The 25056-nt window shown below is 61.2% G+C and carries 16 protein-coding genes; 8 read left to right on the top strand and 8 right to left on the bottom strand.

What is annotated here, in order from left to right; translation table 11 throughout:
• Nucleotides 1–144: 144 nt before the first annotated feature.
• From accC to HBN79_RS00275, 6 genes are all read right to left on the bottom strand, one after another.
• Nucleotides 145–1503, bottom strand: coding sequence for an acetyl-CoA carboxylase biotin carboxylase subunit (gene accC, locus HBN79_RS00300; RefSeq protein ID WP_095001029.1), 1359 nt, complete (start codon nt 1501–1503; stop codon nt 145–147).
• 17 nt (nt 1504–1520) lie between these two features.
• Entirely contained in the window at nt 1521–1979 is a 459-nt protein-coding gene (accB, locus tag HBN79_RS00295; protein ID WP_095001030.1) for an acetyl-CoA carboxylase biotin carboxyl carrier protein, read from the bottom strand.
• Between the two features lie 25 nt (nt 1980–2004).
• Complete coding sequence (aroQ, locus tag HBN79_RS00290; protein ID WP_048360251.1) at nt 2005–2460, bottom strand: type II 3-dehydroquinate dehydratase; 456 nt, start codon at nt 2458–2460, stop codon at nt 2005–2007.
• Nucleotides 2461–2590: 130 nt separating this feature from the next.
• Nucleotides 2591–4357, bottom strand: coding sequence for a protein-disulfide reductase DsbD (locus HBN79_RS00285; RefSeq protein ID WP_169916112.1), 1767 nt, complete (start codon nt 4355–4357; stop codon nt 2591–2593).
• Nucleotides 4358–4513: 156 nt separating this feature from the next.
• Nucleotides 4514–6475 carry a methyl-accepting chemotaxis protein gene (locus HBN79_RS00280; protein WP_095001032.1) on the bottom strand — a complete coding sequence of 654 codons (1962 nt, stop codon included), beginning with the start codon at nt 6473–6475 and terminating at the stop codon, nt 4514–4516.
• An 80-nt stretch (nt 6476–6555) separates the two neighbouring features.
• On the bottom strand, nt 6556–8199 hold the full coding sequence (locus HBN79_RS00275) for a PleD family two-component system response regulator (protein WP_169916111.1): 1644 nt from the start codon (nt 8197–8199) through the stop codon (nt 6556–6558).
• Between the two features lie 243 nt (nt 8200–8442).
• On the opposite strand from HBN79_RS00275, the gene HBN79_RS00270 reads away from it, so the two are divergent.
• The 4 genes from HBN79_RS00270 (at nt 8443) to speA (ending at nt 12857) form a co-directional block, all read left to right on the top strand.
• Nucleotides 8443–9510, top strand: coding sequence for a DUF2333 family protein (locus HBN79_RS00270; protein WP_095001034.1), 1068 nt, complete (start codon nt 8443–8445; stop codon nt 9508–9510).
• Between the two features lie 3 nt (nt 9511–9513).
• Entirely contained in the window at nt 9514–10047 is a 534-nt protein-coding gene (locus HBN79_RS00265) for an NUDIX hydrolase (protein WP_169916110.1), read from the top strand.
• A 310-nt stretch (nt 10048–10357) separates the two neighbouring features.
• On the top strand, nt 10358–10729 hold the full coding sequence (locus tag HBN79_RS00260; protein ID WP_095026016.1) for a translation initiation factor Sui1: 372 nt from the start codon (nt 10358–10360) through the stop codon (nt 10727–10729).
• A gap of 208 nt (nt 10730–10937) precedes the next feature.
• Nucleotides 10938–12857 carry an arginine decarboxylase gene (speA, locus tag HBN79_RS00255; protein WP_095001036.1) on the top strand — a complete coding sequence of 640 codons (1920 nt, stop codon included), beginning with the start codon at nt 10938–10940 and terminating at the stop codon, nt 12855–12857.
• A gap of 77 nt (nt 12858–12934) precedes the next feature.
• On the opposite strand, the gene HBN79_RS00250 is transcribed toward speA, so the two are convergent.
• Nucleotides 12935–14278 carry an MATE family efflux transporter gene (locus HBN79_RS00250; protein ID WP_169916109.1) on the bottom strand — a complete coding sequence of 448 codons (1344 nt, stop codon included), beginning with the start codon at nt 14276–14278 and terminating at the stop codon, nt 12935–12937.
• Nucleotides 14279–14468: 190 nt separating this feature from the next.
• Here HBN79_RS00250 and HBN79_RS00245 point away from each other — a divergent pair, with 190 nt between their 5' ends.
• Nucleotides 14469–19358, top strand: a complete 4890-nt coding sequence (locus tag HBN79_RS00245; RefSeq protein ID WP_169916108.1) for an alpha-2-macroglobulin — start codon at nt 14469–14471, stop codon at nt 19356–19358.
• Nucleotides 19359–20217: 859 nt separating this feature from the next.
• On the opposite strand, the gene HBN79_RS00240 is transcribed toward HBN79_RS00245, so the two are convergent.
• Nucleotides 20218–20511 carry a hypothetical protein gene (locus HBN79_RS00240; RefSeq protein ID WP_095001099.1) on the bottom strand — a complete coding sequence of 98 codons (294 nt, stop codon included), beginning with the start codon at nt 20509–20511 and terminating at the stop codon, nt 20218–20220.
• A 115-nt stretch (nt 20512–20626) separates the two neighbouring features.
• Between HBN79_RS00240 and pbpC the strand changes: the two genes are divergently transcribed.
• From pbpC to HBN79_RS00230, 3 genes are all read left to right on the top strand, one after another.
• Nucleotides 20627–22939 carry a peptidoglycan glycosyltransferase PbpC gene (pbpC, locus tag HBN79_RS00235; protein ID WP_169916195.1) on the top strand — a complete coding sequence of 771 codons (2313 nt, stop codon included), beginning with the start codon at nt 20627–20629 and terminating at the stop codon, nt 22937–22939.
• Between the two features lie 434 nt (nt 22940–23373).
• Entirely contained in the window at nt 23374–23778 is a 405-nt protein-coding gene (locus tag HBN79_RS24080; protein ID WP_346010134.1) for a hypothetical protein, read from the top strand.
• Nucleotides 23742–24863, top strand: a complete 1122-nt coding sequence (locus HBN79_RS00230) for a collagen-like triple helix repeat-containing protein (protein ID WP_346010133.1) — start codon at nt 23742–23744, stop codon at nt 24861–24863. Before HBN79_RS24080 ends, HBN79_RS00230 begins: the two co-directional genes overlap by 37 nt.
• Nucleotides 24864–25056: the final 193 nt, after the last annotated feature.

The raw sequence follows: 25056 nt of genomic DNA, 5'->3' as shown, positions 1-25056 counted from the left end.
CTTGCTCGCGATACAGGCGACCTGGTCTGGCAGGTTGGCCCGTGTGAGGCCACCGCGAGCAAGCCCGCTTCCACAAGGGCAGTTGCCTGCCTTGCAGAAACAACAAAGCCGCTCGAAAGCGGCTTTGTTGATCAGAATACAAACTTACTGGTTAGCCAGTTTGTGTTCCAGGTAGTGAATGTTGACGCCGCCTTTGCAGAAGCCTTCGTCATTCACCAGATCACGGTGCAACGGGATGTTGGTTTTGATCCCGTCGACCACGATTTCGTCCAGGGCATTGCGCATGCGCGCCATGGCTTCGTCACGGGTCGAGCCCCAGGTGATCAGCTTGCCGATCAGGGAGTCGTAGTTGGACGGAACCTTGTAGCCGCTGTACAGGTGCGAATCGACGCGAACGCCGTTGCCGCCCGGAGCGTGGAAGTGCTTGACCATGCCAGGGCTCGGCATGAACGTCGCCGGGTCTTCCGCGTTGATCCGGCACTCCAGCGAGTGACCGTGAATGTTCACGTCAGCCTGGGTGAAGGACAGCTTGTTGCCGGCTGCGATGCTCAACATCTCTTTGAGGATGTCGATGCCAGTGACCATTTCGGACACCGGGTGCTCTACTTGCACACGAGTGTTCATCTCGATGAAGTAGAAACGACCGTTCTCGTACAGGAACTCGAAAGTACCCGCGCCGCGGTAGTTGATGTCCACGCAGGCCTGAACGCAACGTGCCAGAACTTCGGCGCGTGCGGTTTCGTCGATGCCCGGTGCCGGAGCTTCTTCCAGCACTTTCTGGTGACGACGTTGCAGCGAGCAATCGCGGTCGCCCAGGTGGATGGCATTGCCCTGGCCGTCGGAAATGACCTGAACTTCCACGTGACGCGGATTGGTCAGGTATTTCTCGAGATAGACCATCGGGTTGCTGAACCAGGCGCCGGCTTCTTCGCGGGTCTGTTTGGCAGCTTCGATCAGGTCTTCTTCACGGTGCACAACGCGCATACCGCGACCACCACCGCCGCCAGCGGCCTTGATGATTACCGGATAGCCGACTTCACGGCCAATGCGCAATGCGGTTTCAGGGTCTTCCGGCAGCGGGCCGTCAGAACCTGGAACGGTCGGAACGCCTGCTGCGATCATGGCGTGCTTGGCCGATACCTTGTCGCCCATCAGGCGAATGGTGTCGGCTTTCGGGCCGATGAAGGCAAAACCGGATTTCTCGACCTGTTCGGCGAAGTCGGCGTTTTCAGCCAAAAAGCCGTAGCCCGGGTGAATCGCCGTGGCACCGGTCACTTCCGCGGCCGCGATGATGGCCGGAATGTGCAGGTAAGACAGGTTGGCCGGTGCCGGACCGATGCAGACGGTTTCGTCTGCCAGGCCCAGGTGCATCAGCTCTTTGTCGGCAGTGGAGTACACAGCGACAGTCTTGATCCCCATTTCCTTGCACGCCCGCAGGATGCGCAAAGCAATCTCGCCACGGTTGGCGATCAGGACTTTTTCCAGCTTCTGAGGCTTCAACATCGTTGGCTCCCCGTGGTTCAAACGATGGTGAACAGCGGTTGGTCGAATTCAACCGGCTGACCGTTTTCTACCAGGATGGATTCGATAACACCGGCTTTTTCGGCGGTGATGTGGTTCATCATTTTCATCGCTTCCACGATGCAAATGGTGTCGCCGACCTTGACGGTCTGGCCCACTTCAACGAAGGCAGGCGAGGTAGGCGCCGGGGTGCGGTAGAAGGTACCGACCATTGGCGACTTGACCACAAAACCGTTCAGTTTCGGTGCAGCAGGCGCTTCGGTCACGGTGGCAACCGGGGCAACAGCCACTGGCGCTGCAGCAGGCGCTTGCATTGGGGCTGGCGCGTAGTACTGCTGGGCAGGTGTCTTGCTGTGACGGCTGATACGTACGGACTCTTCGCCTTCTTTGATTTCCAGCTCGTCGATGCCGGACTCTTCCAGCAGCTCGATCAGTTTCTTAACTTTACGGATATCCATGAATCGTCAACTCCCAATGGGTCGGTCAGGGGCGTTTAGCTTGTAGTTCAAGCTGTTCCAGGGCGGCCTCCAAGGCCAGTCGATAACCGCTGGCGCCAAGGCCGCAGATCACACCTACCGCAACGTCGGAGAAGTAGGAGTGATGGCGGAAAGGTTCGCGTTTGTGCACGTTAGACAAATGCACTTCGATGAATGGGATGCTCACCGCCAGCAGCGCGTCACGTAATGCCACGCTGGTGTGGGTAAAAGCCGCCGGGTTGATCAGAATAAAATCCACGCCTTCGTTGCGGGCAGCGTGTACGCGGTCGATCAATTCATACTCGGCGTTGCTTTGCAGGTAGAGCAAATGGTGGCCGGCATCACGGGCCCTTTGTTCCAGATCCTGATTGATTTGCGCCAGGGTGGTAGCGCCGTAGACGCCCGGCTCGCGGGTGCCGAGCAGGTTCAGGTTGGGGCCGTGTAGTACCAGGAAAGTCGCCATCTGCTGTTCCTTATTATCTGTGTGCAGTTGTCAGTGCCGGGCGACTATGCCGAAAAGCGGATTCGCTGTCCAGTTAACTGCAATAGCCAGCACGATGACCGATGTTCGCGAAAAGTTTGTGACTGAGGCTCTAGATCTGGTCATTCGCGATCGCAACACGTTCGGCGAAGTCCGCGGCATTGATCTCGCCGATGACCCGTTGGTCACTTATTTCGGCTCCCTCCTTGCCGAAGAACATCAGTGCCGGAGGGCCGAACAATTTGTAGTGATCGAGCAGGGCGCGTTGTTCGGCATTGCTGGCAGTCATATCGAAACGCACCAGTCGGTAACCCTTGAGCAGATCCAGCACCCTGGGGTTATTCAGCACCTCATGTTCGATCACTTTGCAACTGATGCACCAGTCGGCGTACCAGTCCAGCAACAGTGGTTGCCCAGCGGCTTTGGCCTGGGCCAGTGCGCTGTCCAGTTCGGCCGGGGTGCTGACAGTGAGCCATTGGCCTGCTGGTACTGCAGAACCATTTGCGGCGCTGGCAACCGGTTGGGAATGGCCGATGGGGTTGAGCGGATCGCTCTGACCGCTCAGGGCGCCAAACCAGCAGGCCAGGGCATAGATCAGTAAAAACAGGCCCAGCAGTTGAGCCAGACGCTGGCGCGGGGCTTTGCTGGTGAACTCGAGGGTGCCAAGGAACAAACTGACACCCGCCGCCAGCGCGCCGATCAGCAGCAGCGTGACCGGCCCGGGCAGCACGCGGCTGAGCAAGCCGATTGCCAGGCCGAGCAGCAGTACGCCAATCGCGTTTTTCACACTGACCAGCCACGGTCCGCTTTTTGGCAGCCAGGCCGCACCACCGGTTGCGACCAACAGCAACGGTGCGCCCATCCCCAGGCCCAGGGCGAACAGCTTCAAGCCGCCACCCAGCGCATCGCCACTGGCGCTGATGTACAGCAGCGCCCCGGCCAGCGGCGCCGATACACAAGGAGAAACCAGCAGGCTGGAGACCACGCCCAGCACCGCCGCGCCCCACAGCGAGCCACCCTGGGTGCGATTGGCGACACGGTCGAGGCGATTGCTGATGGCTTGCGGCAGTTTCAGTTCAAATACACCGAACATGGCGAGGGCGAAAATGGCGAAGAACAGCGCGAAAGGCACCAGCACCCACACCGATTGCAAACGTGCCTGCAAATTGAGTTGCGCACCGAACATGCCCATCAAGGCGCCCAGCAGGGCAAAGCAGGCCGCCATCGGCAACACGTAGGCCAGCGACAGGCTGAAGCCGCGCAGCCCGCCCACCTGGCCGCGCAACACCACGCCCGACAGAATCGGCAGCATAGGCAGTACGCAGGGAGTAAATGTCAGGCCCAGGCCGGCCAGGAAAAACAGCGCCAGTTCGCGCCAGTTCCACGCGGTTGCCGGTTCGCCGGTGCTGGTGGCTGTGCTGCCATCGATGCTCAGGCGTTCGGTTTCCGGCGGGTAGCACAGGCCCTTGTCGGCACAGCCCTGGTAGGTGACCACCAGGGTGAAGGGGCGCTGGTCTTTGGCCGGGCGCGGGATATCGACGTCAAGAATGCCGTGATAGACCTCGACATCGCCAAAGTACTCATCGTGTTTGGCTTCGCCGGGGGGCAGTTGTGCGGTGCCCAGGGCGATATCGGCGGGTTCGGTCTTGAAGGCGAACTTGTGCCGGTACAGGTAATAGCCTTCGGTGGGCACGAAGCGCAGCTTGATCGACTCGGGTGTGCTGCTGATGAGGTTGAGCTTGAAGGCTTCGCGTACTGGCAGAAAGTCGCTGCTGTTGTTGATGGCGCCCAGGGTTGCGCTGGGGCGGTTATCCAGCAAGCCCGCGCCCATGGCAGGCACGGCAAACAGCAGACACAGGAGCAAAAGCAGGCGGCGCATAGGAATCTCGCAAAGCAAACGTGCGGGCATGATAGCGCGGTGCATGGGTATGTGGGTGTGTGGGAGCGGGCTTGCTCGCGATTGCATCACCGTGGTCATGCAGGTAGACCGAGTCGTCGGTATCGCGAGCAAGCCCGCTCCCACAAGGGGGGCGGGTTACACCCGAAACGCCTGCACCGCGGTGTTGAGTTCTGACCCCAGCGTCAGTAGCTGCTGGCTCTGGTCGCGGGCAATGCCGATGCGTTGCAGGTTTTCGTCCCCCAGCACGTGAATGCGCTCGCTGTGGTCGCGAATCTCGCTCACCGCCCCGGTTTGCTGGGCGGTGACGTCGGCGATGCGTACGGCGGTAGTGGAGATGGTGGCTATCGCGTCGACAATTTCATCCAGTGCACCGTCGGCATCCTGTGCCTGCTGGGCAGTCGCCTGCGCGTGGGTCACTTGTGCGCGGATGCCCTCAACCGATTGGCGGGCGGCCAGTTGCAGGCCGCCAATCAGGGTCTGGATTTCGTTGGTCGCGCCTGCGGTGCGCTGTGCCAGCGAGCGCACTTCTTCCGCGACCACGGCAAAGCCGCGGCCCATTTCACCGGCGCGGGCCGCTTCGATAGCGGCATTCAGGGCCAGCAGGTTGGTCTGGTCGGCAATCGATCGAATCACCGTCAACACGCCACCGATGGTGGCCGACTCTTCGGCCAGGCGTTCGATGGTTTGCGCGTTACCTTGTACTTCACCGACCAGGGCATGCAGCCCGGTCAGGCTCTGGCCAATCACCCGTTGCCCCTGGGCCACCGCAAGGCCGGCACTGCGGCTGGCATCGGCAGCCTGGCTGGCGTCGCCCGCCACCTGGGAAATGGTGGCCTCCAGCTCACCCAGTGCGTCGCGGATTTGTGCGCTATCGCCGGCCTGGCGCTCAGCGCCGCTGTGCAGTCCGGAGCTCAGCTCGGCCAGGGTCCGGCTGCTGCCGGCTACTTGCTCGGCATTCAGGCGCAAGGTGCCCACCAGGTTCACCAGATAGCTGCGCAGGCGGTTTAGTGACGCCTCGATATCACGCAATTCCCGGTTGGTTTTACCCAATTGAATGTCGCGGCTGAAATCACCTTCGGCCCAGGTCGACAGCAGCGGTGCAAGGTAGGTCAGTACCCGCGCCAGTTTGCGCTGCAAGGTGTCGATCAGGAGTGCGATCAACAGGATAAGGCCAATCATCAGGCCCTGGATCAGCCGCACTTCATTCTGGATTTGCCCGTGTTCGGCGCGCACAACGGGCTCCAGCCCGGCAATGGCCTGCTGTACAGCGTTGAGCTTGAGGTGGGTGGCGGCGCTGAGCTGGCTGCGTTGTTCGATCTGGTCCCGGGTGCGCTTGAGTTCTGCGGGGTAGCGGCTTAGCAGGCTGTTAAGTTCGCGCTTGAGAGCAATTCCTGCATCTTCGGCTTGGGTTGTTTCGGTGGGATCAAGGCCCATCATCGCGGCAAAATCATCGGTGCCCGAGGCACTTTTACTGCTCACGCCCAGCAGGGGCAGGGCGTCGATTTGCCTGGCCTGGAGCTCAATGCTGTCCAGCTCACGTTCCACATCGCCGGCCAGTTCACTGCGTCCGCTACTGACCAGTTTTTCGCGGGCGAGGGACAGCTTGGCCAGGTGTTGCGAGGCAGTAAACAGCAGGGGCAGATAAGCGCGGGCCTCGTTGGAAGTGGCGTCACTGGCATATTGGCCGAGTTGTTCCAGGCCGGCGCTCAGCTCGCGTTCGGCCTGTAGCAGTAAGGCCTGGGGGTCGCCGGCCAGTTTGCCAGCGGCCAGCAGTTCGGAATTGCTGTAGGTGCTGAGGTTTTCCAGGCTGGGGCGCAGTGCATCGGCCAGTGCGGGCGGCAAAGGAGTGAGTTCGCTTTTGAGAGTGTCGAGGGCGCTGTTGGCATCACTCAGGCGCAGGGCGTCACCGCTGGCCAGGTAGTCCTCGATATTGCGTGCCACTGTGTTGTGGAACTGCTGCGAAAGGCTCAAGTAGCGTTCCATCAGCAAAAATGGGCGTTCCAGGGCCTGTTGTGACCACCACAAGGTTGCACCCAGCGCGAGGCACACGGCGACCAGCAATAGCGTGTTGAGGTTGGTTAGCAGCTTGAGGCGCATGTGGGATTTTGCCTACTACACAGTCAGAAGCGGCAAAAGTTATTGCACTTAAGTTACAGCGTTGTGACGAAAACTCGGGATCAGGGGCAAATAGTGGCAATTTGCCTTGTCTGGTGAAAGGGTTGTACCTGATTGCGCCCATTGTTCTTGGCGCGGTACAGCGCCTCATCGGCCTGGGAGGCCATTTGCAGGCTGTCGGCTTCGCCCTGCATCTGTACCACGCCTGCGCTGAAGGAGCACGACAGGTCTGCGGGCTGGGCCGGGTAGTGGATTTCGGCAAAGCGCTGGCGAATCTGATTGAGTACCTTATAGGCCGACTCTTGATCGGTGTCAGGCATCACAATCGCGAATTCCTCGCCGCCGTAGCGGCCAATAAAGTCGCTTTTGCGCAGGCGCTGCTTGAGAAACAGCGCCAGGCTCTTGATCACCCGGTCGCCCATGGGGTGGCCGTAGCCATCGTTGACGTGCTTGAAGTGATCGAGGTCGAGCATGGCAAAGCTCAAGGGGCGGTTCTCGCGGCGGGCGCGAAAGGTGCAGTCTTCGAGCAGTTGCAGGATATGGGTGTGGTTGTACAACCCGGTCAGGCTGTCGCGCACCATTCGCGCCTTGAGATGGCGGGCGCGCACGGCACGGTTGCGTACGGTGGTGATCAGATGGCGCGGCTGGATTGGCTTGGTCAGGAAGTCATCGCCGCCCTCGCTCATGGCATCAAGCTGCTTGTCCATATCGTCTTCGGCCGACAGATAAATGATCGGCACGCTGACGTAGCGGTCGTTGTGGCGGATGACCTTGGCCAGCTCGGTGCCGGTACAGGAGGGCATGTACATGTCGAGGATGATCAGGTCTGGCTGGAAGTCTGCCAGCTCGGCCATCGCCTGGATCGGATCGATCAGGGTGCGGGTAACAATGCCTGCGCTGTTGAGCAGGCGCTCGGTGTGTAGCGCCTGGGCCCGGGAGTCGTCAATGATCAGCACTTTGTAGGGCTCATATTGGGCGACACAGGTCAGCACCTCGATTTTCTCCATCAGGCTGGAGGCTTCCAGGGTGCCGGTCAAAAACGCCTGCCCGCCTGCGCGCACCGCTGCAAGGCGGGTCGGGGTGTCGGTTTCATGCAGGCTGAAAAACAGCAGCGGCAATTTTTGCTCAAGACCGGCCTGGGCCTGGGCGGCCAGTTCAAGGCCAAAACCGGGGCTGGCAAAGTCCACGTCCATCACAATGGCGGCCGGATGACGCTCGGCCATGGCCTGACGAAATGCTGCCGGGCTGCTGATCGCCTGGGCGCTGAGCTCGAAAAACTCCAGCTGCCTGGCTAGCCGGTCGGCGCGCGGCAGGTCTTGCAGCAGGATATACACCGGCTTGCGCAGCGGTGGCAGGTTGATATTTCCCATCAAGTCGCCCTGACGCAGGCCGGTGCGTGACAGGCGCTGCATAAGGCGATTGAGTTCGGTGATGATCGAGCTGCTCAGGCGGCTCTGGTTGGCGGCCATGTCCTGCAGCGCCAGGCCGATGGCCCGCGCCAGCGCGGTATGCTCCGGTTGCTCGAAGCGCTCGGCAAAGCGCAGCAGGCGCAAATTGGCGTCGTCGAGCTCGGCCAGGCCGGCAGGCGACCACTCATTGGCCTGCAGACGTTGCCAGATCTCAAGGATCTGGCGGGCCTGGTGGGTGACACGCTGGGCAAAGTGGTTTTTCAGACGCTCGCGACTGGGATCTTCTTGCTCGGTCATAACCTGGCTGCTGGGTAGGGAGGCATGCTGAAATCGAATGATGGCTCTATGCTAGCAGCTCATTGCAAATCTACGAGTTTCTCCTTGAAATTAACTGTCGGGCAGCCATATTGCCCATCACCTGTGCGCTTGTTCTATAGTGCCGGGCGTAGTGGCCCCCTGAGATAAAAAGCGTGCATGCAAGGCACGATGGGTTAGGGTTGTGGTCGAACCGTTGAATCAAGCATATGAAAGGATATAGCCATGCTGGACTGGAAAAAACGTGAGGGCACAGCCCGCGAATCGGTCAAAGAGCCCAAAATACAGTCGCGTGGCTATTTCAAGAGCATCCTGCTGAGCCGTTCCATCGCGGTGCTGGTAGGGATTTTTGTGCTGGTGAACCTGGGTCTGGGCTGGTACTGGAGCCAGGAGCCGGATCTGTTCCCGGTGCAGCAAAACGCGCAATTGGCGGCCGAAAAAGAAGGCAAGCAGATGGTGCCTGGCTTCACTACCGTCGAAACCCTCAAGACCGTGGCCGGCACATTGCTGAGCAAGCCGGGCGGTTACCTGTCCAATGACCGTTTTCCACCGGGCATTTTTCTGGACAACATCCCTAGCTGGGAATACGGCGTTCTGGTGCAGGTGCGCGACCTGACCCGCGCCCTGCGCAAAGACTTCGCCCGTTCACAGTCGCAGTCTGCGGAAGATGCCGATCTGGCCAAGGCCGAGCCGCGTTTCAACTTTGACAACAAAAGCTGGATGCTGCCGTCCAGCGAATCCGAATACCAGGAAGGCATCAATTCCCTGAGCCGTTATCAGGCACGCCTGTCTGACCCGAATCAGAAAAACGCCCTGTTCTATGCCCGCGCCGACAACCTCAACAACTGGTTGGGTGATGTCGGCACCCGTCTGGGCTCCCTGTCGCAACGCCTGTCGGCCAGCGTGGGTCGGGTTAAGCTCAACAGCGCGCTGAAAACCGAAAGCCTGCAACCGGGTCAGGTGCCGGTGGTGGATGAAGAAGTGGTAGAAACCCCGTGGATGCAGATCGACAACGTGTTCTATGAAGCCCGTGGTCAGGCCTGGGCGCTGTCACACTTGCTGCGTGCCATTGAGGTCGACTTTGCCGATGTGCTGGCGAAAAAGAACGCCACGGTCAGCGTGCGCCAGATCATTCGCGAGCTGGAAGCGGCGCAAGAACCGGTCTGGAGCCCGATGATCCTCAATGGCAGCGGCTATGGCGTGCTGGCCAACCATTCGCTGGTCATGGCCAACTATATTTCCCGCGCCAACGCGGCGGTCATGGACTTGCGTCAATTGTTGTCGCAAGGCTAAGCAATGGCCATTTCAGCCTTGCAGGCCGCACACCGTGCGGCCTCTGATGTCGAGCAAGTTGCCTGGGTGGATCGCGATGATCGCCTGCTGGGTGGTCTGCCCCGTCATGAATTGCGCGAGCGCGGCCTGATTGGACGAGGTACGTTCATTTTGCTGTTCAACTCTGCCGGGGAGCTGTGCGTGCATCAACGCACCCTGAGCAAAGCGCTGTACCCGGGGTTCTGGGATGTGGCAGCGGGCGGCATGGTCGGGGTGAATGAAACCTACGCCGAATCGGCGGCCCGTGAGTTGGCCGAAGAACTGGGTGTGAGTGGTGTGCCGCTGACGGCCCATGAGCGCTTTTACTTCGAGGCTCCGCAAAACCATCTGTGGTGCGCAGTGTTTTCAGCGGTGTGGGACGGCCCGTTGCAGGTGCAGCCCGAGGAAGTGCAGCAAGCGTGCTTTATGCCGGTGGCCGAGGCATTGCACCTGAGTACGCAACTGGACTACTGCCCTGACTCACTGGATGCGCTCAAGCGTTATATGACCCAGGGCTGACGTTGATTCGCCCTGTGGGAGCGGGCTTGCTCGCGATTCAGTCGACCCGGTTTTTCAGTTGCACCGCTGCGATCCCATCGCGAGCAAGCCCGCTCCCACAAGTTCGTGGCTGGCGCTTTAAAAAATGCCGCCGATTGGCTATTGGGATGCAGCGATTTTGTCGTTACACTGCGCGACCTTTTTCAGGCTCAGGCGGTTTTCCCTCCTGAGTTGCGCTGCCCCTGCCAGAGTGGGGCTTCGCGGTCGGTACACCCTGGCGCAACAGCGCCAGGCACCGGCCAATTATTTGTCCTCCGAATGAGGATTGCCGGTGGCCAAAAAAGCCGCATCCTTCGCCGCCCTGGGTGGCCTGGTATTTTCCACCGACGCAGGTCGTCACTGTCCGGACTGCCGTCAGCCGGTGGACGCCTGTACCTGCAAACAAACCCTGATCCCCGAAGGTGACGGTATCGCTCGCGTGCGCCGCGAAAGCAAAGGCCGCGGCGGCAAGACGGTGACCACCATCACCGGCGTGCCGTTGGCTGAAGACGCACTCAAGGAACTGGCCACGACGTTGAAAAAACGCTGCGGCACCGGTGGCGCGTTGAAAGACGGCATCATCGAGATCCAGGGCGACCACGTCGAACTGCTGCTGGCCGAGCTGGTCAGGCACGGTTTCAAAGCCAAGAAGTCCGGCGGCTAGCAGCCTCTGTGAAAGCCACCGCACAGCCGTTCTGGCGCCCCTCGAAGGCTGGTCAGAGCGTGCTCGCCATGGTTTTCACAGAGCCTGTTATCACCGGTTTCTAAACTCGGCGCTATTGTCAGGGTCTGACTAATCGTCACGTTCACACTTTAGACTGCGCCAGCCTGCTTTCAGGCTGGGCTATTTGACTTATTTATAGGGGACTTCGATGTCCGTACGACGCACACGCAAAGACGATGGCAGCCAATGGACAGTTGCGGACAGCCGCAGTGTTTACGGGATTCGCCATTGGGGGGCCGGGTATTTCGCGATCAATGAAGCCGGTCGCGTAGAAGTCCGTCCGAACGGCCCGAACAGCTCGCCCATCGATTTGTACGAGCAGGTCGACGAGCTGCGCAAGACCAGCGGTTTGTCCTTGCCGTTGCTGGTGCGTTTCCCGGATATCCTGCAAGACCGTGTACGCCAGCTGACCGGCGCATTCGATGCCAACATCGCGCGCCTGGAATACCAGAGCGAATACACCGCGCTGTACCCGATCAAGGTTAACCAGCAGGAAGCGGTGATCGAAAACATCATCGCTACCAAGAACGTGTCGATCGGTCTTGAAGCCGGCTCCAAGCCCGAGCTGCTGGCCGTGCTGGCCCTGGCGCCCAAGGGCGGCACCATCGTCTGCAATGGTTACAAGGACCGTGAGTTCATCCGCCTGGCGCTGATGGGCCAGAAGCTGGGTCACAACGTCTTTATCGTGATCGAGAAAGAATCCGAAGTAGACCTGGTGATCGAAGAAGCGGCCTCGCTCAAGGTCAAGCCACAGGTTGGCCTGCGCGTGCGCCTGTCGTCCCTGGCGTCGAGCAAGTGGGCCGACACCGGCGGTGAAAAATCCAAGTTCGGCCTTTCTGCTGCGCAATTGCTGTCGGTGGTTGAGCGCTTCCGTGCGGCCGGTCTGGACCAGGGCATCCGCCTGCTGCACTTCCATATGGGCTCGCAGATCGCCAACCTGGCGGACTACCAGCACGGTTTCAAGGAAGCGATCCGCTATTACGGCGAACTGCGCAACCTCGGCCTGCCGGTTGACCATATCGACGTGGGCGGCGGCTTGGGTGTGGATTACGACGGTACCCACTCGCGCAATGCCAGTTCGATCAACTACGACATGGACGATTACGCCGGTGTGGTCGTGGGTATGCTCAAAGAGTTCTGCGATGCGCAGAGCCTGCCGCACCCGCACATCTTCTCCGAGAGTGGCCGTTCCCTGACCGCGCACCACGCCATGCTGGTGGTGCAAGTCACTGACGTCGAGAAACACAACGACGACGTGCCGGTGATCGAAAACAAGGAAAGCCTGCCGGAAACCGTGCAATGGCTGGTGGACCTGCTGGGGCCGACCGACATTGAGATGGTCACCGAAACCTACTGGCGCGCCACGCACTACATGAGCGATATCGCTGCCCAGTACGCTGATGGCAAAATCACCCTGGCGGAAAAGGCCCTGGCCGAACAGTGCTACTTCGCGGTGTGCCGTCGCCTGCACAACTCGCTGAAAGCGCGTCAGCGTTCCCACCGTCAGGTGCTGGACGAGCTCAACGACAAGCTGGCCGACAAGTACATCTGCAACTTCTCGGTGTTCCAGAGTCTGCCGGACACCTGGGCGATTGGCCAGGTACTGCCGATCCTGCCGCTGCATCGTCTCAACGAAGAGCCGCTGCGTCGCGCCGTGCTGCAAGACCTGACCTGTGACTCCGACGGCAAGATCAAGCAATACGTCGACGAGCAGAGCATCGAAACCAGCCTGCCGGTGCACGGGCTGAACGAAGGTGAAGACTACCTGCTGGGGATCTTCCTGGTGGGCGCTTACCAGGAAATCCTCGGTGACATGCACAACCTGTTCGGTGACACCGACTCGGTGAACATCTACCAGAACGAAGACGGCAGCGTGTACCACGCCGGTATCGAGACCCATGACACCATCGAAGACATGCTGCGCTACGTGCACTTGTCGCCTGAAGAGCTGATGAACCACTACCGCGACAAAGTGGCCAGCGCCAGCATCAGTGCCAAGGAGCGTACCCAGTACCTCGACGCATTGCGCCTGGGCCTGACCCGCTCGTCGTACCTGTCGAGCCACTGATCCCCACGGGCTTCAGAGCTGACCGAAAAACGCCGGCCTGTGCTTTGCACGGGCCGGCGTTTTTTTTCGCCTCAGTGTCAGGCGCCGAACCACTGGTTCTTGCGTTGCATTCGCCATGCGTACACGCCCAGGGTCAGGCTGCGCAGCACCATAAACAGCAGGAAACTTATCCACAGCCCGTGGTTGCCATAGCCGTGCAGGACCCAGGCGGCGGGGAAGGCGATGACCACGCTGATCACCATGGCATTGCGCATTTCACGAGCGCGGGTAGCACCGATACACAGCCCGTCAAGCAGGTAGCTCCATACTGCAATCAGCGGCAGCAGGGCCAGATAGGGCAAGTACTGGAAAGCGGTTTCGCGCACAACGGGAATATCGGTCTGCATTTGCACAAACAGATGCCCGCCGAACATAAACAGCAGCGCAAAACCCAGGCTGGCCAATAGTGACCAGCCGCAGGCCACCACCATCGAGCGGCGCAACGCCTCACGGTCGCGGGCGCCAATAGCGTGTCCGCACAGTGCCTCGACGGCGTGGGCCAGACCGTCCAGGGCATGGGCAGCCAGCAGCAGGCCATTGAGCAATAACGCATTGGCAGCCACGGTGGCATCGCCCAGGCGGGCGCCTTGCAGGGTGATGGAGAAAAACACCAGTTGCAGCATCAGGCTGCGGATAAAAATATCGCGATTGACCCCCAGTAACGGCTTCCAGTTGTGCCACATGCCCAAGGCGGCCCACACTACCTTGCCCGGATATCGACGCAGGGCACCGCGGGTCAGCCACAGGCCGAGCAGGGCGCCGCTCCATTCGGCAATCACCGAAGCCCGGGCCGAGCCTGCCACCCCCCAGTCCAGCCCGAGGACGAACCACAGGTTCAGCGCGATATTCACCAGATTGGTCGTCAGCAGGATCGCCAACGGTGCGCGGGCGTTTTGCGTGCCCAAAAACCAGCCTACCAGTGCATAACTGGCCAGTGCGGCGGGCAGGCCAAACAGCCGTGTGTGGAAGAACTCCAGAGTCAGCGCGTGCAGTTCGGTGGAGGGCTGCATCAGGCTCAGGGCCACGCCGCTAAAAGGAATCGCAATGGCCCCCAGCAGCATCGACAACAGCACGCTGAGCAACAGGCCCTGCAGCAGGATTTGCCGCAGCGCGGCGCCATCACCGCGTCCGGCGGCCTGCGCGGCGAAGCCGGTGGTGCCCATGCGCAGAAAACCCATCATCCAGGCCAGGAAGATATACAGGCTGGCGCCCACGGCGACGGCGCCCAGTTGATGGGCGTGGGGCAAATGGCCGATAACGGTACTGTCGACCAACGCTACCAACGGCACGGAGATATTGGACAGGATCATGGGGGCCGCCAGCGCCCACACCCGGCGATGGGTAGGACGGTCGCGCCAGTCGGCTAACAGGGAAGATGACATGCAGGCTCCTTGGGGGAGCGCGATTGTAGCCGCAAAGCCTGCCCTCACCCCAACCCTCTCCCTGAGGGCGAGGGGGCTGATCTGCGCTTTTGTCCCCTCTCCCTTCGGGAGAGGGCTAGGGTGAGGGGCTCTTGATCTTCATCCAGCTGTTATATAGTCAACCCTTAACTGCCCGGTAAACGAGTACACCATGCTGAACAAAGGACTGCTTTTGGCCTGCACGCTGGCGCTGCTGAGCGCTTGTGATTCTTCCAGCGTCGACAAACCCGCCACGCCACAGGTGGCCACGAGCCAGCCGGCTAAACCGGTACAGGACGTCAAAGTGCTGGCCGGGCGTTATGCCGGGCGCGAGTTGAGTGTGGTAGACGTCTCTGAAGTGCAGCTGGACGGGGCCAGTACCTTGTCCGTGAGTTTCTCGGTGCCCCTGGACCCGCAGCAGAACTTCACCGACAAACTGCATCTGGTGGACGCCAAAACCGGTAAGGTCGATGGCGCCTGGGAGCTATCGGACAACCTGATGGAGTTGCGCCTGCGCCACCTTGAGCCGCAGCGCAAGTTGATCCTTACCGTCGACCCCGGCCTGCGCGCCGTCAACGATGCCAAGCTCGCCGCCGAATACGTCAGTCGCCTGGAAACCCGCGACCTGCAACCCACGGTCGGCTTCGCCAGCCGTGGCAACCTGCTGCCCACGCGCCTGGCCGAAGGTCTGCCGGTGATCGCGCTGAACGTCGACAAGGTCGATGTCGAGTTCTTTCGGGTCAAACCCGAGTCGCTGCCGGCGTTTCTCAGCCAGTGGGGGCGCAACAGCAGCCTGCAAAGCTACGAAGCCAGGGATCTGCTGAATATGGCCGATCTGGTTTACAGCGGCCGTTTTGACTTGAACCCGGCGCGCAATACCCGGGAAACCCTGATCCTGCCCACGGCCGGGATCAAGCCCTTGCAGCAGCCGGGAGTTTATCTGGCGGTGATGACCGCCTCTGGCAGTTACAACTATTCGACCCCAGCCACCTTGTTTACCCTCAGCGATATCGGCCTTTCGGTGCATCGCTACCAAAAGCGCCTGGATGTGTTCACACAGGCCCTGGAAGGTGGCAGTGCACTGAGCGGCATCGATCTCGAGTTGCTTGATGGCAAGGGCAAGATGCTTGGCCAGGGCAAGACGGGCAAGGACGGGCATGCCGAGCTGGCCTTGCCACCCAAGGCCGAAGTGCTGCTGGCGCGCCAGGGCGACCAGACCAGCCTGTTGCGCTTGAACACGGCGGCGCTGGATCTGGCCGAATTCGATATCGGCGGCCCGCAGGGGCATCCGTTGCAGTTCTTTGTATTTGGCCCCCGTGATCTGTATCGCCCCGGCGAAACCGTGCTGCTCAATGCCTTGCTGCGCGACCGCGACGGCAACCCGGTCAAGCCGCAGCCGGTCAGCGTCGAGGTGCGTCGCCCGGACGAGCAGGTGAGCCGCAAGTTCGTCTGGACGCCGGATGCTTCCGGTCTTTATCAGTACCCGCTGCAACTGGCCGCCGAAGCGCCGACCGGGCGCTGGCAGCTGGTGTTCGACTTTGGTGACGGCAAGCCGCAGCTGTACGAGTTTTTGGTCGAGGACTTTTTACCCGAGCGCATGGCACTTGAACTCAAGGGCAGCGATACCCCGCTGAGCCCCGAGCAAACCGCTGAAATCCAGGTTGCGGGGCGTTACCTGTACGGTGCTCCGGCAGCCGGTAACCGCTTGAGCGGGCAGGTCTATGTGCGGCCATTGCGCGAGGCGGTCAGTGCCTTGCCGGGCTATCAGTTCGGTTCGGTGACAGAACCGGAGCTGACCCAGGATCTGGAGCTGGACGAAAGCGTGCTCAACGCCGACGGCAAGCAAACCCTCAGCATTGACAGTCAATGGAGCGATGCCAAATCGCCGTTGCAACTGATTGTGCAGGCCAGTTTGCAGGAGTCGGGCGGGCGCCCGATTACCCGTCGCCTGGTGCAGCCGGTATGGCCGGCAGACCGTCTGCCGGGGCTGCGCGGCCTGTTTGACGGTGCTGAAACCGATGGCGACGGCCCGGTTGAGTTCGAGCTGCTGGTTGCTGACAGCCAGGGCAACAAATTGGCGGCCGACAACCTCAAGGTGCGTCTGGTGCGTGAACGCCGCGATTACTACTGGAACTACTCGGACAACGACGGCTGGAGTTATCACTACAACGAGAAGTTTCTGAACCTCAACGAAGAGACCCTCAGCCTCAAGGCGGGCGAAACCGCCAAGGTCAGCTTTCCGGTGGAGTGGGGCCCTTACCGCGTAGAGGTTGAAGACCCGCAAACCGGCTTGATCAGCAGCCTGCGTTTCTGGGCCGGTTATCGTGCCCAGGACAACGCCGAAGGCGGTGCCGTGCGCCCCGACCAGGTCAAGCTGGCGCTGGACAAGGCCGCTTATGCCGATGGCGATACGGCCAAGGTCACGGTCACGCCACCTGCGGCTGGCAAGGGCTACTTGCTGGTTGAAGGCAGCGATGGCCCGTTGTGGTGGCAGGAAATCGAAGTGCCGGCCGAGGGCAAGGCCTACGCAATCAGACTCGACCCGAGCTGGGCCCGGCATGACTTGTATATCAGTGCACTGGTGATCCGCCCCGGTGAGCGCAAGACCAATATCACTCCCAAGCGTGCTGTAGGGGTGCTGCACCTGCCCATCGATCGCAGCCAGCGCAAGTTGGCTCTTACGCTGGATGCCCCTGAAAAAATGCGTCCCAAGCAACCTCTGACGGTGAAGCTCTCGGCTAAAAATGCCGATGGCAGCATTCCCAAACAGGCCCATGTACTGCTGGCTGCCGTGGATGTGGGCGTGCTCAATATCACTGAGTACCCGACCCCCGACCCGTTCGCCAGCCTGTTCGGGCGCAAGGCCTATGGGGCGGATCAGCTGGATATTTACGGGCAGTTGATTGAGGCCGGGCAGGGCCGTCTGGCCAGCCTGGCGTTCGGCGGCGATGCGGCACTGGCCAAGGGCGGCAAGCGACCTGCCACCAGTGTCACCATCGTGGCGCTGCAAAGCGCACCGGTGACGCTCAACGAGCAGGGCGAAGGTGAAGTCAGTGTGGATATCCCTGACTTTAACGGCGAGTTGCGCTTGATGGCACAAGCCTGGACCGACGATCGCTACGGCATGGCCGAGGCCAGAACCGTGGTCGCTGCACCATTGGTGGCCGAGCTGGCTGCGCCGCGCTTTCTGGCCGGTGGCGACGAGACGCGGCTGGCGCTGGACCTGTCCAACCTCACCGACAAGCCGCAAACGCTGCACGTGAACCTTAACACCGAGGGGCAACTGAGCCTGCTGGGTGACGCGACACAGAGCCTGACACTCAGCCCCGGCCAGCGCAGTACCTTGCAGGTTCCGGTCAAGGCGCTGGGCGGGTATGGCACCGGTGTGGTCAAGGTGACGGTCAATGACCTGGACCTGCCGGGTGAAACCCTGGCGCCGTTCACCCGCGAATGGACGTTGGGGGTGCGCCCGGCGTATCCAGCATTGCTAAAGCATTACCGTGCTGTGCTCAACGACCAGCCCTGGAGCCTGCCCGAGGGCGAGCTGCAGGCCTTTGAACCGGCCGGGCGTGAAGCCTTGCTCAGCTTGTCGAGCCGCCCGCCGCTGAATCTTGGCGAGCAGATTCGTGCGCTCAAGGCTTACCCGTATGGCTGTTCCGAGCAAACCACCAGCGGCCTGTACCCGGCTCTGTATGCCGATGCAGCCCTGCTCAAACGCCTGGGCCTTGAAGGCGAGCCGGACACCGAGCGCAAACGCAAAATCGAGTTGGGTATCGAGCGCCTGCTGGGCATGCAGCGCTACAACGGCAGTTTTGGCCTGTGGGGCGCGGACGGTCAGGAAGAGTACTGGCTCACGGCCTATATCACCGACTTCCTGCTGCGCGCCCGCGATCAAGGCTACGCGGTACCTCCCGAGGCGCTGAAAAAGGCCAGCGAGCGGTTGCTGCGTTATGTGCAGGAACGCAACCTGATCGAGGCCGACTACAGCGACAACCTCGACCACACCCGCTTTGCCGTACAGGCCTATGCAGCGCTGGTCCTGGCCCGAAGCCAACAGGCGCCGCTGGGTGCGCTGCGCAGCATTTTTGAGCGCCGCAGCGATGCCCGTTCCGGTTTGCCTCTGGTGCAGTTGGCCATTGCCCTGCAGAAAATGGGCGATCAACCGCGCGCCGATCAAGCGTTGGTGGCGGGGTTGGCGGCGAAGCGCAAGGCTGATCAATGGCTGGGCGACTACGGCAGCCCGCTGCGCGATCAGGCGTTGATTCTGGCCTTGCTGGAAGAGAACAACCTGATGAGTGGTCAGCGTGAACAGCGACTGTTCGACCTGTCCGATCAACTGGCGGCGAGTCAGTGGCTGTCGACCCAGGAACGCAATTCACTGTTCCTCGCCGGTCGCGATTTGCTGGGCAAGCCTGAGGCCAGCTGGAGTGCGCAACTCACCAGTGGCGATCAGACCCGCGAGCTGAACAACGCCCGCTCAGGGCTCAAGCTCGACGGGCCGCTGCTAGCCTCGCCCCTGAGCCTGCGTAACGCAGGCAGCGCGCCGATTTATCAACAGCTGACGATTTCGGGTTATCCACAGCACGCCCCGGCGGCGGGCGGCGAAAACATGAGCATTCGCCGCGACTACCTGGGTATGAACGGTGAGCCGCTGGATCTCAAGGCGCTGAAAAGTGGTGATCTGGTGCTGGTGCATCTGGCCGTGACAGCCAAGCAGCAAGTGCCTGATGCGCTGGTGGTGGATTTGCTGCCGGCAGGCCTGGAGCTGGAAAACCAGAACCTGGGGCAGAGCACGGCCAGCCTTGAAAACGCCAGTACTCAAGTGAAGCAATGGCGCGAGTCGATGCAGAACGCCAGCGTGCAGCATCAGGAGTATCGGGATGATCGTTATGTGGCGGCAGTCAAACTGGATGGCTACGGCACTACGCACCTGCTGTACCTGGCCCGTGCAGTGACACCAGGTACCTATCGGGTGCCGCCGCCGCAAGTGGAGTCGATGTACCGGCCCAACTGGCAGGCCGTGGGGGATGCGGTGGGGGAGATGGTGATCAAGGGGCGTTAGGTCTGTGGCCGCGGTAGGGTTTAGCAGGTACACCGGGTACATATTCGGCATTCGCATTTAAACGGGATATTGGTTTCGCCCTTACGGCGAGTCACTTTTTCCAGACGCCGAAAAAGTAACCAAAAAGGCTTGCCCCTGGCGTACGGCCTTCGCTGCGCTCAGGTTCCCTCGCTCCGGTCCCGCTCCGTGGGCACGCCGCCACGGGCCATCCTTGGCCCATCGCGGCTCTCCCGGCATCCATGCCGGGAGGCCCACTGCGCAGAACCTCCACTCGGCCTCCCGATGGGGCGGGTAGATCAACAGCCGTCGAGGCGGCCGACCGGCCGGCCTGTTTGAATACAGGATCTGCGACCGACATATTTCCCTGTGGGAGCCGGGCTTGCCCGCGATGCAGGCACCTCGTTCTATCTGGAGGAACAAAGTGCTGGCATCGCGGGCAGGCCCGCTCCCACAAGAGTTGGTGTTGGTTAAATTTTTTGCTTTTGCTTTTGCTTTTGCTTTTGTTGTGGCCACTCGATTGTGCAGGCGACGCGAATGCCCCTCACAGAAGGCCGAACGTAGGTGCTGTTATGGGGGTGGCGCGGCAGGACGCCGCGCCAGCCGCGATGGGCCATGGATGGCCCGTCGCGGCGTGCCCCCATAACAGTGCCGGAGAGAGGGAACCGGGGAGCCTTGGCGAGTCGGCCGTATGGTAGGGCGAGGACTTTTTGGTTCCTTTTTGGTCCTTCAAAAAGGGACTCGCCGTAAGGGCGAAACCGATACTTCAGTTAACCGCAGATGCCGGATATGTACCCGGTGTACCTGTTAAAACGCTAAAGCGGCAACATATATGGCGCATCGCTCCCACAGGAGTAAGAGCTCAACTGATGATCCAGCTCAAGAGCCACAGCCCCAGCACCAGCCAGATCACACCGCCGATGATCGAGGCGCGGATAAAGGCGCGCACGGCGTTGTACAAAAACAACAGGCCGATGATCAACACCGCAATGCTGATGATCGAGGTGTCCATGCCCAACGCCCGGGCCATGCCGTCGACAAAGTTGCTGCCTGCCTCAGTGATGGTGCCGAACAGGCCGTTCAGGGTCTCGACGATAAAACGCACCAGCGTGCCCAGCCACAGGCCAAGATTTCCAATAAAACTTTCGACGTGCATGGTCAGGTTCCGATGAGTAAGGTGGCCACTGTGCCAGATATACACATTAGGCATCCATTCATGGTGCAAGTTGCGTAGCGAGTGAGTTTGAGTGGGGCCAGGGATCAAAAAATTACTGGGTTGGACGGCTGGCGGCCTGCTGGCGCTGTGTACGTTGCTGTGGCTGGCTGACAGGATCTGGCCGCTGCCGTTGCCCAAGGATGACCAGGCCCGCGTTGTCCTGGCCGAAGACGGCACGCCACTGTGGCGCTTTGCCGATGCCAACGGTGTGTGGCGCTACCCGGTGCATGTCGAAGACGTGTCGCCGCTGTACCTGGATGCCTTGCTGACCTACGAGGACCGCTGGTTCTTTCAACACCCCGGGGTCAACCCGCTGGCGCTGGGCCGTGCGGCCTGGCAAAACCTTAGCGGCGGGCGGGTGTTATCAGGCGGTAGCACCTTGTCGATGCAGGTTGCACGCCTGCTCGATCCCCATGAGCGGACGTTGCCTGGCAAATTGCGTCAGCTATGGCGCACCGCTCAGCTGGAATGGCATCTGAGCAAGCCGCAGATTCTTGAGCTGTACCTCAATCGCGCGCCATTTGGCGGTACCCTGCAGGGTGTTGCTGCGGCCAGTTGGGCCTATCTGGGCAAAGCGCCGCAACAGCTCACCCGGTCAGAGGCAGCCCTGCTCGCCGTGTTGCCACAAGCGCCGAGCCGCTTGCGCCCCGACCGTCACCCGCAACGCGCACAAGTGGCGCGCGACAAGGTGCTGCGTCGCCTGGCCGAGTACCGGGTGTGGCCACAGCCAGCGGTGGACGAGGCCCTGGAAGAGCCGCTGCTGCTGGCACCGCGCCTTGAACCGAGCCTGGCACCCTTGCTGGCGCGACGCCTTAACCGCCCCGGCAGCCCTCCACTGATCCGTACCATGATCGACGCCAGTTTGCAGCGTCGCCTCGAAGACTTGCTGCTGGGCTGGCGCGCCCGTTTGCCCGATCACACCTCGGCGGCCATTGTGGTGGTCGAAACCGAAAACATGGCCGTACGCGCCTATCTGGGGTCGGTGGACATCAACGATGCACGCCGCTTTGGCCATGTCGACATGATCACCGCCATGCGCTCGCCGGGCTCGACCCTCAAGCCGTTTTTGTACGGCATGGCCATGGATGCTGGGCTGATTCACTCTGAATCGCTGCTGCAGGATGTGCCGCGGCGTTATGGCGACTATCGTCCGGGCAACTTCTCCATGGGTTTCAGCGGGCCGGTATCGGCCAGTGCCGCGCTGGTCACTTCGCTCAACTTGCCCGCTGTACAACTGCTTGAAGCCTATGGGCCCAAGCGTTTTGCCGCCGATATGCGCAGCGGTGGCGTGCCCTTGAGTTTGCCAGCACTGGCCGAGCCCAATCTGGCGCTGATTCTGGGCGGCGCCGGCAGCCGTCTGGAAGATCTGGTCAGCGGCTACAGCGCCCTTGCACGTGAAGGGCGCAGCGCCAACCTGCGGCTGCAACCCGACGACGAACTGCGCGAGCGGCGCATGCTGTCGCCGGGGGCGGCATGGGTGATACGGCGCATCCTCAGCGGGCAGGCGCGCCCTGACCGCGACCCCCATGCCGACCTGGTGCTGCGCCCGCAACTGGCCTGGAAGACCGGTACCAGTTATGGCTTTCGCGATGCGCTGGCGATCGGTGTTGGGCCGCGTTACCTGATCGGTGTGTGGATCGGTCGCCCGGATGGAACCCCCGTGCCGGGGCAGTTCGGCCTGGCGTCGGCGGCTCCCTTGATGCTGCAAGTCCACGACGTATTGAGCAACCGCGACAACCAGCGTGGCATTGTCGCGCCAGTACAGGCGGTGCCGGACAGTGTTGGGGTGGCAGCGATTTGCTGGCCATTGGGGCAGCCCATGAACAAGAGCGATGCCAATTGTCGTCGCCAGCGGTTTGCCTGGACCCTGGATCACACCACGCCGCCGACCTTGCTGGCGGCGGATCAACCTCTGGGTGTGGGCCTGCGCGAAATCATCCGGGTCAATCCGCAAGGCTTGCGTGTTGGCCCGCAATGCGCCGACGGGCAACAACACGAGGTGGCATTGTGGCCAGCCCCCCTTGAGCCCTGGCTACCCCGGGTAGAGCGACGTGAAGCGCGGCTGCCTGCGGCTTCCACACAATGCCCGCCACCGGCCTTGAGTGCGCTGACCCCGCTGTCGATTGTCGGTGTACGTGACGGCGACCGACTGCGCCGTCCTGCTGCCAGCCAGGCGATGTTGCGCCTGGCGCTATCGGCCTTGGGCGGTGAAGGTCGGCGCTGGTGGTTTATCAATGGCGCGCCGCTGGGCGACAGTGCACAACCAGAGGTATTCAACACCAGCCTGGAACTACCGGGGCGTTATGAGCTGAGCGTGCTCGATGAAAGCGGGCAGACTGCCCGTGTCGAGTTCAGTGTGGTGGAGTAACAGCCCCTCTTTGTGCCTGTTTTACGCACTGAATATCAACTTGAAATCCGTCAATTATGCTTATACCTAAAGTAGAGTCGCTGCTGGCAGTGTTTTTTCGGGGAAGTAATGGCGTTGATATATATGGTTTTTTTTACTGGCGTTTAAACCAAAGTATTAATCATCAAGAAGGGGGCAAGGTGTTTTATATAAGGGGTTAATACCAAGTTGAGAATTGTTTGATAAGGCCCGCGGCGTTGTTATGTACCCAACGGACGAACGTATCCCCGACACAGAGCAGGGAACTTCGAACTCAGGCATAACAGGTGCAAGGGACTTAATCATGAATACTCAACTTTTTCTGAAAACCAGCACAGCGCTCCTCTTGGTCATGACTGTCAGCCTGGCTGGCTGCAGCGGCGGCGGTGGCGGCCACAAGAGCTATGTAGCCAGCAGTGATACCGGTACTGACGCAGGTACTGGCGGTGGCACTGACGGCGGGACTGACGGTGGTACAGGCGGTGGCACAGACGGCGGCACTGGCGGCGGTACCGGTGGTGGTACAGACGGCGGTACTGGCGGTGGAACTGGTGGTGGTACAGACGGCGGTACTGGCGGTGGAACTGGTGGTGGTACAGGCGGCGGTACTGGTGGTGGTACAGGCGGTGGTACTGGTGGTGGAACTGGCGGTGGAACCGGTGGCGGCACTGGCGGCACCGGCGGTACAGGCGGTACAGGCGGTACAGGCGGTACAGGCGGTACAGGCACAACTCCTCTGGTTACAGGTCAGGTCGCAGGTCAGGTCGGCAGCGCCCTTGGCGGCGTGGGCACCACGGTCAGCGGGGTTGGTGGCACCCTGAGCACCGTGCCTGTGGTCGGTACCGTGGCTGGCGGCCTGGTGACCAATACCGGCAATGCCGTGACCTCCGTAACAGATGGCATTACTGGTGGCCTGGGCTCGCTGGGTACCGACAAGAACTCCCTCGGCCTGACTGTCGGTGGTGTTACCAACGCGGTTGGTGATGTAGGCAAAGGCGTTTCGTCAGTGGGTACCGGTCTGAGCACCGTGCTGGACAACACCCCGATCAGCCAGATTCCGCTGGTGGGTGGCGTGGTTGGCAAGGTGACTGATACCACGGGCGGGCTGGTCAACAAAGTGGGCACCACGGTGACCATGATCGGCAATACCCTGACCACCGATGTGAGCAGTGGCAAGCTGGGCGCCTTGACCGGCGGCGTAAATGACAAGGTGCTGGTGCCGGTGATTTCCCTGGTCGAGAACGTCACGGGCAAAGTGGGTACCACCACAGGGCTGGGGGCACCGGTAGACGGTCTGCTGAACAAAGTAGGCGGCACTGTGAGCGGCCTCGGCGACAAGGTGACAGCTACCGGCGGCGACAACCCGGTGACTTCTCTGGTGGGTGGTGTGCTGACCGGTGTAGGCGGTGCGGTTGACAAGGCTGGCGGCTACGTGAATCCGGCAGCGGGCTCCACAGGCAGCGGTACTGGTACCGGGACAGGGCTGGGTGGTCTGCTGGGCGGGCTGGGTGTGGGCGCAAGCGCCGGGGCCGGTGTAGGTGCCGGTGCCGGGGTTAGTACAGGTGGTGTGAGCGCAGGTGCGGGGGCCGGTGCAGGCGCTGGTGTAGGCGCCGGGGTTGGCGGTCTGCTGGGCGGTCTGGGTGTGGGGGCAAGCACTGGCGGCAGTGTCGGAGCTGGTGCTGACACTACAGGTGCAAGTGCAAGTGCAGGTGCAGGTGCAGTCGGTGGTGTTGGCGGTGTCGTCGGTGGGGTAGTTGGTGGTCTTGGCGGCTTGCTGGGTGTCAAAGTGGACTCAGTCAACAACACTGCCGATACAACAGCAGGAGCCGCGGGCGCTGGTACAGGCGGTCTGGGCGGGGTACTTGGGGGCGTGGTTGGCGGGCTGGGCAACTTGGGCAAGAAATAACTGAAGAATATTGCACCTGGCCGGTTCGACGGCCTTACCTACAGCGCCTACGCTTGGTTGGGACGAGAGATTCAGATGAGTCTCTCGTCTTTTTTCATGTGCAGATTGTAGGACTGATGCTCGGGCCGCTTTGCAAAGCATTCTAAAAATAAAGCCCTTCGTTATGTCGCCGTAGTTGAACATGGAGTGTCCT

Source organism: Pseudomonas sp. WS 5051 (assembly GCF_012985715.1).
In the GTDB taxonomy this organism is placed as follows: domain Bacteria; phylum Pseudomonadota; class Gammaproteobacteria; order Pseudomonadales; family Pseudomonadaceae; genus Aquipseudomonas; species Aquipseudomonas bubulae.
Note: the sequence above shows the minus strand (reverse complement) of the source record. Positions and strands in the feature narration are given on the sequence as shown.

What these genes read in the sequence shown, in the direction of transcription:
- accC (WP_095001029.1), bottom strand. Translation starts at nt 1,503, where the DNA reads ATGTTGAAGCCTCAGAAGCTGGAAAAAGTCCTGATCGCCAACCGTGGC.
- accB (WP_095001030.1), bottom strand. Translation starts at nt 1,979, where the DNA reads ATGGATATCCGTAAAGTTAAGAAACTGATCGAGCTGCTGGAAGAGTCC.
- aroQ (WP_048360251.1), bottom strand. Translation starts at nt 2,460, where the DNA reads ATGGCGACTTTCCTGGTACTACACGGCCCCAACCTGAACCTGCTCGGC.
- HBN79_RS00285 (WP_169916112.1), bottom strand. Translation starts at nt 4,357, where the DNA reads ATGCGCCGCCTGCTTTTGCTCCTGTGTCTGCTGTTTGCCGTGCCTGCC.
- HBN79_RS00280 (WP_095001032.1), bottom strand. Translation starts at nt 6,475, where the DNA reads ATGCGCCTCAAGCTGCTAACCAACCTCAACACGCTATTGCTGGTCGCC.
- HBN79_RS00275 (WP_169916111.1), bottom strand. Translation starts at nt 8,199, where the DNA reads ATGACCGAGCAAGAAGATCCCAGTCGCGAGCGTCTGAAAAACCACTTT.
- HBN79_RS00270 (WP_095001034.1), top strand. Translation starts at nt 8,443, where the DNA reads ATGCTGGACTGGAAAAAACGTGAGGGCACAGCCCGCGAATCGGTCAAA.
- HBN79_RS00265 (WP_169916110.1), top strand. Translation starts at nt 9,514, where the DNA reads ATGGCCATTTCAGCCTTGCAGGCCGCACACCGTGCGGCCTCTGATGTC.
- speA (WP_095001036.1), top strand. Translation starts at nt 10,938, where the DNA reads ATGTCCGTACGACGCACACGCAAAGACGATGGCAGCCAATGGACAGTT.
- HBN79_RS00250 (WP_169916109.1), bottom strand. Translation starts at nt 14,278, where the DNA reads ATGTCATCTTCCCTGTTAGCCGACTGGCGCGACCGTCCTACCCATCGC.
- HBN79_RS00245 (WP_169916108.1), top strand. Translation starts at nt 14,469, where the DNA reads ATGCTGAACAAAGGACTGCTTTTGGCCTGCACGCTGGCGCTGCTGAGC.
- HBN79_RS00240 (WP_095001099.1), bottom strand. Translation starts at nt 20,511, where the DNA reads ATGCACGTCGAAAGTTTTATTGGAAATCTTGGCCTGTGGCTGGGCACG.